Genomic DNA, 11,392 nt, shown 5'->3' with positions numbered 1-11,392 from the left:
ATTCACTCCGGATGAAGCCTGCAGCGGGCAGCCAGAGGCCTCTGATGGCCTACTCGATTTTATCGCGGGTGTAGTCGACGCCATTGGCCTGCTGGATGGTACGAATGACCTTCCAGTTATCCTTGTAATTGATCGGAATGAATTTCTCGACGCCTTCAAACTCCTTGCCCAGCTCGGTGCCAGCGAATTTGAAGCTAAAGAAACCCTCCTTGATCTTCTCGACCAGGGCAGGATCCAGGTTGTAGGCATAGTTGTAGGAGGTTGTCGGGAAGCGATCTGACTCCCAGATCATCCGCACATCCTTCGGGTCATACAGCCCGCGAGCGGCCATACGATCGACCACTTCAGACGCCACCGGCGCGGCATCATAGTCGCCAGCGACCACACCGAGCATGGACTGATCGTGGCTACCCGAAAAGTTGATCTTGTAGTCTTCACCAGGCACGACCCCCAGTTCAGGAAACAGCGCCATGGGGGCCTGGTTGCCAGAATTGGATGTTGGTGAGGTGTGCGCGACGCGCTTGCCTTTGAGGTCTTTCACTTCCTTGATGTCGGAATCATCCTGGGTGAAGACCTGCAGCGTGTAACCAAACTGCCCTGAATCCGAGCCCATCAGCGCGAAAGGCACCGCGCCTGCAAGATTGACTGCGAACGGTGTAGGGCCAGTCGAGAAACCGGCGATATGCAGGCGTCCACTGCGCATGGCTTCCACTTGTGCCGCGTTGGACTGCACAGCGAAGAAGCGAACGTCCTTACCGGTGACTTTGGAGAGATGATCAATGAAGGGCTGCCAGATGTCCGAATAGATGGCCGGGTCTTCGACCGGCGTGTAGGCAAAGATCAATGTGTCGGGATTGACCCACTCCGATTTATCCTTCGGCAGGTCGGCCACCATGTCGCCGTTTTCATCGCAGTATTTTTTGTCGAGAGCGCCGCGCTCACAGGCGGCTAGTGTCTGGGTGCTGAAGCTGAACAGCAAGGCTGAAGCGATTATGGTTGCAGAAGGCAAAGTACTCGGAAATAGCTTTGTCCGTAGAATCATACTGATACTCCACTGGAAACGGTCCGAGCATGGGCAACTAAGCCTTGCATTGAACATCCGGAGAGGACGCGTTTCGTTAGATTGTTGTTATTGTCGGATGTTCAACTTGTACGTCGATAGTAACAGGAAATGTTCAGTTTGGAAGCGGCGCCGATACCATCAAAAATGTAGGTAAGGAATATTCGCCGATGTGCCGATCATCAACGTCGGCAAACCGGACTCAAAGGTCATTAGCACGCCCAAGTTGGCACCTATTGCAACAGCAACGATATATGGCCAGGCTCGTCAGGCGCCCTGGACTTTCAGCACTAGCTTACCGAAATGACTACTTTCTTCCATAGCCTTGTGTGCCTCTGATGCGTCGGCCAGTGGAAAGGTCAGGTGAATGAGCGGCTCTAATTTGCTCGAGGCAAACAGGGGCATGACCTTCTCGCGAAAATCGCTGATAAGCCTGGTTTTGTCCTCTGGCGGCTGCGAGCGCAGCGTCGAACCAATGATCTGTTGCCGTTTGGCCATCATCTTCATCAGATCGATTTTACCAACAGCACCACTCATGACACCGATGACGACGAGCCTGCCATCCTTGCCAAGACAGTGCAGGTTTTGCTGCAGATAATCGGCTCCGATATGATCCAGAATCATGGGGACGCCCTTACCTTCACTCAGTCTTTCTATCTCCTTACTAAAGTCTGAATGCTTATAATCGATCACATGATGCGCGCCGAGTTCAGCGACACGATCCAGCTTTCCCGATGAGGCTGTCACATAGATCGTGCTATTGGGTCGCAGGGCCCGACAGATCTGGATGGCCGCCGTGTTTACACCGCCACCACCCCCGTGCAGCAGGACAGCGTCGCCATCTGCCAGAGCGCCCAGCTGAAAAACATTCAGAAACGCTGTTATATAGGTCTCACAGATGCATGCGCCCGCGTCAAAATCCATATTCTCTGGCAGCGGTATGCAGTGACCAGCATAAGCTACGGCATACTCTGCATAACCGCCGCCGCCAACAAGTGCGATTACCAGGTCGCCAGCGGCTGGACTACGAACACCATCGCCAACAGCGCTCACAATCCCTGCGACTTCAAGGCCGAGGATTTCTGACTCGCCTTGGGGCGCTGGATAAAATCCTCTGCGCTGCACGATGTCGGCGCGATTAACAGACGTAGCCACGACCTTGATCAGAACTTGTCCAGCGCCAGCTTGGGGCTTGTCGACATCGCCCAGCGTCATGACCTCTGGTCCGCCGAACGCCTTGAGCGTGATTGCTTTCATGTCGCTGTTCTCCTGAAATAATTTCATCGCGGATAGCTGGCACGCAAGTGGTCCAAGTGTCGCAGACCATGGGAGTGGTGGTAGTCGACTCCAAAACCGAACGTAGAGGACACCATGCAACGAGAAACGCCAGCCGTCGGTTCTAGAATACGGCAGCATTGAGCTTACGGAGTTTTCGATTATGTGGGTTTGACCTGGATTTTTTGGCCCGTCAGCACCGCTCCAGGATTTATACCAGCAATAGCGTCCGCTGCATGGTCCAATAGGTGGCTACGATACCGAGCGTATACGCTGTGGCACGCCTGCTGCTGGCCCTGTTGAACGACGGCGCAACTTTGAGCGCCAACCCGCATACGAGCAGTGCCAGGGCAATGAAGATGAGCTGACCGGCTTCCACACCGAGATTAAAGCCGAGAAGCGCGAGTGGCAGATCTGATGCCTCGAGCTCCAGCTCGGTTAGCGCGCCGGCAAAGCCGAATCCATGAAGCAGTCCGAATGCACCGGCCACTACCCATGGATATCGGGTGCAAAGCCCCGCGCGACCATCCTGCGCCTGGACAGCCACAAAGGCCATAACGACGACTGATAAGGCAATACACGCTTCAAGGGCTTTGACCGGCACATGCACGTAACCCAGAGTAGTGATGAGCAAGGTTACGCTATGCCCTGCGGTGAACGTCGTTATAGCCGCAAGCAGCTGACGCCTGGATGCGATGAGAAGCAAAAGTCCGCTGACGAAGAACAGGTGATCTGCACCACTGAGGATGTGCCCGGTACCGAGCTCGAAGTAGCTGCGAACCTGAGCAATGGTGGAGGCCGAATAGACGTCCAGTGCCGACAGCTTAAGGTTAATTTCACCGTTGTCGGTAGCAAAAAGGGCTTTCGAATCGGGCGCGTCCTTCCAGCTGGCCTGAACGAGTAGACCGTCGATTGGCCAATGCAGAATAAGAGCATCCAGGCTGTTGAGTCTGCTTTCGCATTCGAAGCGAAAATCCTGGCGCCCCTCGACTGTATCAGGCCTGACCTCACTCATGGTACAACGGCTCGGCAAGTCCGGCGTCTGGAAGGCGGGCTGCAGCGGCGTCGCCGTTATCCATACCATCAGGTGGTAAGCAGAACCTGCAGCAGTGTCGGTTTCCACGAGCTCAGCTTTCAGCATCCCCAGGTCATGAGCTTTCGCAGTGTCTGACGCGCCTAGTGCGCCGGCCGCGATCAAAAGCGCAATGATAAAAGATAGAAGCGTGTTTCTGCATACGAACACCGTCATGCTCAGTCGACCTGCCGGACGCTATACTGCTCGCGCAAGCTGGTGAGCGCGCGATCAACTGCCCTCTCCATCTGCGCCTCACGCCAATCCCGCTCGATATAGCCAGAGAGCTTCTCGAAATCAGGCACTTCACCTGATTTCTCAGCCACTACCCGCAGATAATGGCTGCCATGAGGGCTGAGCACTGGTCCGAACCAGCTGTTCGCACTGGCTTCAGCGACAGCATCGGCGACATGCTGACCAAAGCGAGCGGCAATGGCTTCCATATCCTGATTCTGGAGATACCTGGGGAAACGCGAGTGCTCGCTCCACGTGAAGTCACCGACCCTATTTTGCTCTAGCGCTTGCAGAAAATTGTCAGGCGCTCTCTGATCTCGAGGCAGATACACCTGTTCCAGTGTCCACTTTGTAGCCTCGGCATAAGCCTCCAGATGTTCGACGTACCAGCGCTCCAAATCAGCCTGCTATGGCTCAGCGTAACCCGCACCAAGCAACAGCCGCATCTTGTTCATGAGCCGGGTACGAATGACGCCATCGTCATGCAGACCGCGTCGGTAAGCCTCCCGCACGAGGATTTCTTCATCGATGTAGACGTCCAGAGCCTGCTTCGTTTCAAGCTGCAAAATTGGCCTGCCGGTGAGGCGCTCACGATTGTCTACCGCCAGCGCCAGTACCTGCTCATCGACCTCGATCACCATTGCAGAGCGGCTATCCCCACTACCCCGATTGCCGTTGTCCAGGGCGAACAACACGCTACCACCGGCAAGGAAGACAAACAGGGGCTCTCGCATGAGTTTGCCGAACCTGACCACTTGAGCCTCCCTCAGGGATTGTTCTGAATCAGACGGAATGAGCCCTGTGAGCTGTCGTCCACCTCGAACTCACCCGTGACCAGTGGCTCGGCACTTCCCAACTCCCTTATATCGCTTTGCTTCAAGTACGAAAGGCAATATCTGTGACTGCCAACTCAGTTTCGCCGCAGTAAACAGCTCGTTATCAGTTCGTTCAATTAACTTCGCTGAAGCCCTGTTTAACTTCCTGAATGGCTGCAGAGTCGCCCTCCACAGCAAACCCGCGGTGCAGATGACCCGCCAATAAGAATAACTGAAGTGATCAAAGGAACTGCTTATGAACAACGCGTCCTCAACAGGAATCAACGCTCGTTACGTCGCGATGAAAAAGATAACCATTGCTGATATTCAGCACATGTATTCGGTGTTTCAGCGCTATTACGACAACACAGACCTCAACACCTTCTTGGAAGATATCAGCCAAAAGAGTGGCGTTATCCTGGTACGAGCAAACGATGATAACCGTGTGGTTGGCTTTTCTACCGTCGCCACCCTGGAGGTGACCTTCGGCAACAGAAGAGGCACGGGCATTTTCAGTGGCGACACCATTATCGAACGGGAGTTCTGGGGCTCTCGTGCGCTGCAGTCCTGTTTTGCCCGCTATATGCTGTTGGAAAAACTCCGCTCACCGCACAAGCCTGTGTTCTGGCTGCTGATATCCAAGGGCTACAAGACTTACTTGCTGCTCGCCAATAATTTCCGGCGCTACTATCCAAACCTGGATAATCACGATGCTGAACTGGAGAAGGTGACGGATTCTTATTGCGAGGCGCTTTTTCCAGGGAAACGTGACGACTCGGGGCTGCTAAAGTTCGGAGAGAATGCGCAATGCCTGCGCGATGACGTAGCCGAGATCTCTGATGAACTGCGCCAAAAGCATCCTAAAATCGGCTTTTTCGAGGCACGCAACCCAACATGGAATGTCGGCACTGAGCTGCCTTGCGTCGGTGTCGTCTGTATGCGAACACTCAGTGCTTATGCGCTCAAGGCTTTTCGCAGTCCGGTCACTAGCGCGGCAGTGAGCAGGCTTCCACCAGCAGTGCCCTTGACCAGGTCAACCACGCACGCTCCCAGTGCCCCGCCAAATCTGACTAGGATCGCGAGCAGCAATACCTCAGCCTCGCGTGAATTCCCCTTGTGAGGCCTTGCCCGGGGGATGGTCTCGTACTGCCACCGGGCTTTTTTACTGAGCTACAAATCCCCATCAAGTGCCCTAACCCTCTGCCCCTCCAGTTCGGTAAAGCGGCTTTCGATTAGCGTATTTAACGCGGCTTCACGGCCGGCCTGGCTGAGATCTGATTCAAGAATCGCATTCCGTTGACGGCTATAATCCGACAGTCGTTGATCCCACTCCGCCCGCTGGCGATCCAGCTCTGCCAGGTTTGCGGCAGCTTGGTCACCCAGGGTTTCAGCTCTCACTTTGTAGATTTGCTCAGGGCCAGCACCAGCTTGTCGCATGGCCTCCGTGGTGGTGTAGAGTGCAGCATCCTGGGTCACACGCTGGCGCAAGTCGCGGATCTCTTCGGGAAGTGTTCGATCCAAGGCAGCCACCGCTTGTTGACGCTGCTGGTCATTCAAGCCAGGATTTTGCTCTATCGCCAAGCGTTGCAGCATGTACTCATCCTGCACGTTATCCAGCTGAAAGAAAGCGTCATCTTCTTCTGATGAGAACAAGCCCTGACGCAAGGCAGCCACCGCCTGAAAACGTTGGCGGAGCGATGCCGCTGTCGCCATACCGTTCGAGGCGACTTGCATATCGGTCTCCTCGATCTCGCCGAGTGCGATTCGATACTCCACGTAGCGACGCAGCAGATCCCGGGCCTGAGCCAAAGCCTGGCCGTCCAATTGATCATCCAGGGCATGCTGAATCCTGGACAGTAGTCGATCGAGTGGCTCCTCATCAATCGCAGAAAAATAGAAATCAAACAAGGTCATCAGATCACGCTCCGGCACCAGGTTACCCTGCTTGTCTGTTGTCAACACGATCTCGGGAGCGGCGCCCTGTAAAGATGCAGGCGGCGGACCCAACTCCACATCGCTATCCAGAGGACGAGTAAACGCCTGGTCATTGATGACAGGGGCTTTGGAGGGCATGTCCACGGTAGTCGAAGGCGGATTCGGTGCACTCGCCGCCTCCGATGATGCAGCTGTCTGCACCTCCGCCTGGAACGAAAATCCCAGGCCCACAACAACAGCAATGATGACAAGGATGCCGACGGCATACCGAACAAACCGGTGATCAGGTGATGACATGATTTTTCCTTGGGGAGATGTTGACCTCAATCTACTCGGTCTCGAACGCCCGCTTCGCCGCCAGGCAAAGCGGGCACTATGCTTACAGACCTGCGTTCTGCAAACGGTTGGCGTGATTCTGGTACAAAGTTACCGGTTTGGTCTCAAACAGCGATACCAGCCCCAACACATGGTTGTTCGCGTCGAGGTGGTTCATTCTGTAATTGTCCTTCACCACTGTCCCGAAGTGGCTTGAACATTGACCGGTAACGCCATCATTCGGCCCGTCAAAAGCCGTTGAGGTAATGGCAAAGAGACCATCGGAGAGGTCAATACCTGATGTCACAGTCGAGGTCCCACTCCATGAGTACATGCGAATGTCGTGGCCACTTACAGTGGCCTTGGCTGGCCCCTGGCCACAATCAGAAGTGGGGATGCCGACAGGAAAACGCTTGTTGAAGGCAGCTGCGCCAGCCTTGTCGAATTCGGCCAGCATTGCCCTGACATCGGCCTTGTCCTGCTTGTTGTCCGACATCAGATTGACCAGGTCGCCAACTGCATTAGAGAACACTTCGAAGGAGACGCCTTGCAATGTGCCTGGCTCCGCCATTCCAGTCACGACATCGGCAAGCGGCGAGCCCTTGTGCGGGGCATGCATGGAGGTGACAGAGGCCACCAGGTCTGGACGCACGCTCATGACATAGCGTGCGGTGAGACCACCCTGGCTGTGGCCCATCAGGTTGAATTTCTGAATCTTGCCATTGGAAGTGGCACGGATGTTTTCCAACTGCTCTATCAGCCGCTCGCCACGACTGGCGGAGCTGTCAAAAGAATTGATTTTCGGGATAAAAACCTTGGCGCCTTGGGACTCCAGCGCGGCCGGAATCTTGTACCAATAATCGACACCGGAAATGGTATCGAACGCAAAAATTCCAGGCACCAATACAATCGGGTTCCTGGTTTGAGACTTCTTCTTCCCGAAATCCAGCCAGCCAGCTTGGGCGGAAACACTGCCGCATAGCATGGACATCATTACTGCGGGTATGAGCAACTTCTTCATGGGTTTTCCTTAGGTGTTGGATCATTCTTGTTTTGGCTACCTGCGCCACGTGTTCACCGTGGACTGCCACTTTGCAGCCACTCGAAAAGTTAAACAGGGCTTTGCTCGAGTTACTTGGACGATCTGATTGCTGCTTTCTTTCATTGTTGGGAATGAGCGAGCAGTCACGAAAGCTGGATTCGAGCCAGGACGTTTCAGCGTGCACACTCTATGATCAGCTCGACTCACTGATGCTTGCGAAGAACAATAGCCATGTCAGAAAGGTGTTGGTATGGATACTCCGTCGTCCACGGGCTTGCTGTATTTATGGGATCGAAGAACTTTCTTTCTCGGGGTGCTATCGGACCCACGCCATATTTTTCAGGCTGCCGCCATTTTGACCGTTAGCCTTGACGGGCCATTCCGAGTGCAGCATGGAAACCCTAGCCAGGAGATCGTCTGTCGAAGCCTGCTATTGGCTGCCGGTCAGGAGGCACATATCGATTCCGGCAACGCCATGATAGCCATGTGCTTCCTGGATCCTTTCGGACAGGATTACGCGAGCCTGTCGGCTGTCATGACTCAAGTTCGGGATGGCATATACGTGCAGCTCCCGGAAGAGCAACGCTTTCAGGAAATTTTTGCAGACGTGCTTCGTGAGACGCCCACACCGGATCCCCTGTACGCCATTCTGGATCAACTCTTTCATCAGCGTGGCGATACGCCATTGGCCGTGGACCCTAGAGTGGTACAGGTGGTGGAACTCATTAAACGTTCAATAACAGTTAATCTACTGGTGGAGGACCTGGCAGATGCGGTCGAACTCTCGGCGCCTCGATTGATTCAATTGTTCAAGCGACAGATAGGCGTGCCCATTCGTCGTTACCGGCAGTGGCACAGGGTGTACGTGACAGCGGTTGGGGTTGCCGGTGGAAAATCCTTGACCGAAGCAGCGCTTTCAGCCGGATTTACCGACTCATCTCACTTTTCCAACACCTTCCGTACCATGGTCGGAATGAAGCCATCAAGCGTCCTCTCACATCTGGAGCGCATACGCATTTTCGCGCCAGCTCGGCCGGAGTTGGATGCGTCTCTCGCGGCCCCACGGCCACGGGCGATTGAGTAACGAAGGCTAACCACCATTCCCCGCCGTAGTACACAAGCTATGCCGTTTGGACTGCCGGGTTGCGCTTTTGCCTTGCAGTCTCTAGCCGATTGGAAAGTCACTCATGCAGCAGTTATCCAGACGAATGATACTCATCACTGGCGCAACGTTGTTGGCTTCCGCCCTACTCGGCGGCCACGCATCAGCCAAAGGTGAGCTACGATCGATCGCCGCGGAGGCCGGTCGACTCGACCAACTTCATTCACTTGTCGTGCATCAAGATAAGCGTCATGTATTTGCCAAAGCCTTTCGAGGCCCAGCGCTAGAGCAACCGGCACAGATTAAGTCGGTATCAAAGACTTTAGTCGCGCTGCTGACAGGCATCGCTATCGACAAAGGTATCATCAAGGGCGTCGACCAACGCATTCTGCCACTTTTAGGGCTAGAGCCATTCGGTTACCCACGCGACGGGCTGACCATCAAACATCTTCTGACGATGCAGACTGGGCTTGCCAGCACATCAGGCCGGAATTATGGCGCCTGGGTCTCCAGCGGTGATTGGGTGGGCTATGCACTGAATCGTCCACTGGTAGACCGCCCGGGCGGTGAGTTCATCTACTCTACAGGTGGATGGCACATTCTCGGCGCAGTACTCTCGCGGGCGTCCGGGCAAAGCCTGCATCGGCTAGCAAACGACTGGCTGGGTGACCCCCTAGACATTGCTATCCCGCCCTGGGTCACCGATCCTGACGGGCGCTACATGGGAGGCAACGCCATGGCGATCAGTCCTCTAGGGCTTGCTAAGCTCGGCGATATGGTACTTGACGGCGGCCAGATTGATGGACGGACAGTGGTCAGCGAAAGCTGGCTCGAGACGTCGTGGCAGCCGCGGGGGCGCTCGCCCTTTTCCGGTGATCTGTACGGCTATGGCTGGTTCCTGACCCGGTATGCGGGCCAGGAAGCTGCCTATGCACGCGGTTATGGCGGCCAGTTGCTGGTGGTTGTGCCAAGCCGGCAGTTGTCTATCGTGATGACCTCCAACCCCAATCAGCCGGCCCAAGGTGATGGACACTTCGGCGACCTACAGGAATTAGTTGAGCAGATTGTTGCAAGTACTCAAGGCCCCGATAAAGGCCTAGACAGATGATTCCGCCCATGCGCTTGTGCGTCCGCTACAGGCCTCGTAAGCTCTCCGCAGGAAACAGGCAGGAATGAATGAGGAGCACCGGAAAAATGAGCCGTAAAAGTATCGTGATCACTGGCGCCAGCGATGGCATAGGCAAGGCCTTGGCCTTTGAAATGGCAGGGCGCGGCTATGATCTTGGCCTCACGGCTCGCCGGCTCGAACGGCTACAGGCTATAGCGGACGACATTGCCGCGCGCTACCCCCAGACACAGATTGCAGTAGAAGCGCTCGATGTCACCGCCTATGAGACGGTGCAGCCAGTCTTTGACAAGCTGGCTAGCGCCCTCGGCAAAATCGACATTGTGCTCGCCAACGCTGGCATTGCCAGGGGTGGCAAGGTTGGCAAGATGCCTCTTGCGGACAATCTGTTGACTATCGATACCAACGTCAACGGCGCCATTGCCACTGTCTCTGCGGCTCTGAACATATTCCGTCAGCAGGGCCACGGCCACCTTGTAGCGACTTCATCGCTCGCAGCCTACCGAGGCATGCCACGCAATGCAGCCTATTGCGCATCGAAGGCAGCATTATCGACCTTCATGGAGGCGGTCAGGGCCGAAACCTTCAAGGAAAAAATCGACGTCACCGTACTGCATCCTGGCTATATCGACACCGAGATAAACCGTCACCTCAAGTCGCGTCCCTTTCTGATCACCGTGGAAAAAGGCGCAAAAGTCTTCGCCGATCTCATCGAAAAGAAGGTCAAACGGGCCACGGTTCCGGTGTATCTCTCAAGTCTTCTGGGTCCGCTTCTCAAGGCGTTGCCGACTGGGCTGCTTGCCCGTATGGGCTAGCGACACAAGGCAAAGCGTGGTGCTACATTCGCCACGTCCCGCCCAGTCGCCATGAATACGGCCGTTATACCGTTGGCAGAATGTGCACCGGTGTTGACGGAACCCGCCATGAAACTGCCCACCTGGCTTATGGAGCGCATCTAGAGCGCGTAGCCGGATCGCTGAGAGTATAGTCGGCCTGCCAGCAGGCTCCGCCTAGAGCCGAATACTCTTCAGATGCTTCAGCCGCTCGACGCTTCTGCCCGCCCGGATCAAAGCCCTGCGGATCGTAACCGGATTTCAGATGGGCGAGCATCACCGAGAGGATGCAGGTGCTCTGAGGGTCATACAGGTGAAGCACCGGGATATCGCGTGCAAGTCTTCGCTGTTCGGAAACGCACAGGTTGGATGCTTCTGCCATGAATGGAGATAGCGCCACAACTATTTCCTCCCGGATACGCCATGTAGTGCCCCCACTCTTCGTAGACGCAGCCAGCTAAAACGAAAAGCCATACGAAACCAATTGAAAAAAAACGCGCGTGTGATAAATTCGGGATCACAGATTCGTTGTGCAGCCTTTTGTACCGCTATGCGAAACTGTAGTTCAGTCACCGCCGTGGAA

Annotated in this window: 13 protein-coding genes; 4 read left to right on the top strand and 9 right to left on the bottom strand. The window is 55.2% G+C overall.

From position 1 onward, the window contains the following. Positions 1 to 49 precede the first annotated feature (49 nt). The 5 genes from phnD to ABD735_RS06790 form a co-directional block, all read right to left on the bottom strand. A complete protein-coding gene (gene phnD / locus ABD735_RS06810; RefSeq protein ID WP_344804645.1) occupies positions 50 to 1,042 on the bottom strand; it encodes a phosphate/phosphite/phosphonate ABC transporter substrate-binding protein in 993 nt (330 codons plus the stop codon). A gap of 285 nt (positions 1,043 to 1,327) precedes the next feature. After that, positions 1,328 to 2,317: an NAD(P)H-quinone oxidoreductase gene (locus ABD735_RS06805; protein WP_344804643.1), complete on the bottom strand. Its 990-nt coding sequence runs from the start codon at positions 2,315 to 2,317 to the stop codon at positions 1,328 to 1,330. Positions 2,318 to 2,546: 229 nt separating this feature from the next. Further along, on the bottom strand, positions 2,547 to 3,584 hold the full coding sequence (locus ABD735_RS06800) for a HupE/UreJ family protein (RefSeq protein ID WP_344804641.1): 1,038 nt from the start codon (positions 3,582 to 3,584) through the stop codon (positions 2,547 to 2,549). Between the two features lie 2 nt (positions 3,585 to 3,586). Next, on the bottom strand, positions 3,587 to 4,039 hold the full coding sequence (locus ABD735_RS06795) for a peptidyl-prolyl cis-trans isomerase (RefSeq protein ID WP_344804639.1): 453 nt from the start codon (positions 4,037 to 4,039) through the stop codon (positions 3,587 to 3,589). A 9-nt stretch (positions 4,040 to 4,048) separates the two neighbouring features. Next, positions 4,049 to 4,396: a hypothetical protein gene (locus tag ABD735_RS06790; protein ID WP_344804637.1), complete on the bottom strand. Its 348-nt coding sequence runs from the start codon at positions 4,394 to 4,396 to the stop codon at positions 4,049 to 4,051. Positions 4,397 to 4,712: 316 nt separating this feature from the next. Between ABD735_RS06790 and ABD735_RS06785 the strand changes: the two genes are divergently transcribed. Beyond that, positions 4,713 to 5,576, top strand: coding sequence for a hypothetical protein (locus ABD735_RS06785; RefSeq protein WP_344804635.1), 864 nt, complete (start codon positions 4,713 to 4,715; stop codon positions 5,574 to 5,576). Between the two features lie 50 nt (positions 5,577 to 5,626). Here the strand turns inward: ABD735_RS06785 and ABD735_RS06780 are convergent, their stop codons facing one another. Continuing rightward, positions 5,627 to 6,688: a lipase secretion chaperone gene (locus ABD735_RS06780; RefSeq protein WP_344804633.1), complete on the bottom strand. Its 1,062-nt coding sequence runs from the start codon at positions 6,686 to 6,688 to the stop codon at positions 5,627 to 5,629. A gap of 82 nt (positions 6,689 to 6,770) precedes the next feature. Continuing rightward, positions 6,771 to 7,727 carry an esterase/lipase family protein gene (locus ABD735_RS06775; RefSeq protein WP_344804631.1) on the bottom strand — a complete coding sequence of 319 codons (957 nt, stop codon included), beginning with the start codon at positions 7,725 to 7,727 and terminating at the stop codon, positions 6,771 to 6,773. 271 nt (positions 7,728 to 7,998) lie between these two features. Between ABD735_RS06775 and ABD735_RS06770 the strand changes: the two genes are divergently transcribed. The 3 genes from ABD735_RS06770 to ABD735_RS06760 all read left to right on the top strand — a co-directional run bounded on the left by ABD735_RS06770 (position 7,999) and on the right by ABD735_RS06760 (position 10,791). Then, positions 7,999 to 8,832 carry a helix-turn-helix domain-containing protein gene (locus ABD735_RS06770; protein WP_344804629.1) on the top strand — a complete coding sequence of 278 codons (834 nt, stop codon included), beginning with the start codon at positions 7,999 to 8,001 and terminating at the stop codon, positions 8,830 to 8,832. 103 nt (positions 8,833 to 8,935) lie between these two features. Then, a complete protein-coding gene (locus tag ABD735_RS06765; RefSeq protein ID WP_344804626.1) occupies positions 8,936 to 9,958 on the top strand; it encodes a serine hydrolase domain-containing protein in 1,023 nt (340 codons plus the stop codon). A gap of 86 nt (positions 9,959 to 10,044) precedes the next feature. Further along, the gene (locus ABD735_RS06760; protein ID WP_344804624.1) at positions 10,045 to 10,791 is read left to right on the top strand and encodes an SDR family oxidoreductase; all 747 of its coding nucleotides are present in this window, start codon (positions 10,045 to 10,047) and stop codon (positions 10,789 to 10,791) included. Here the strand turns inward: ABD735_RS06760 and ABD735_RS20130 are convergent. Then, entirely contained in the window at positions 10,788 to 10,931 is a 144-nt protein-coding gene (locus tag ABD735_RS20130; RefSeq protein WP_425548581.1) for a hypothetical protein, read from the bottom strand. The genes ABD735_RS06760 and ABD735_RS20130 overlap by 4 nt on opposite strands. Beyond that, the gene (locus ABD735_RS06755) at positions 10,919 to 11,209 is read right to left on the bottom strand and encodes a hypothetical protein (protein WP_344804622.1); all 291 of its coding nucleotides are present in this window, start codon (positions 11,207 to 11,209) and stop codon (positions 10,919 to 10,921) included. Before ABD735_RS06755 ends, ABD735_RS20130 begins: the two co-directional genes overlap by 13 nt. Between the last annotated feature and the right edge of the window lie 183 nt (positions 11,210 to 11,392).

This window comes from Allohahella marinimesophila (genome assembly GCF_039538005.1).
Lineage (GTDB): Bacteria > Pseudomonadota > Gammaproteobacteria > Pseudomonadales > Oleiphilaceae > Allohahella > Allohahella marinimesophila.
Note: the sequence above shows the minus strand (reverse complement) of the source record. Positions and strands in the feature narration are given on the sequence as shown.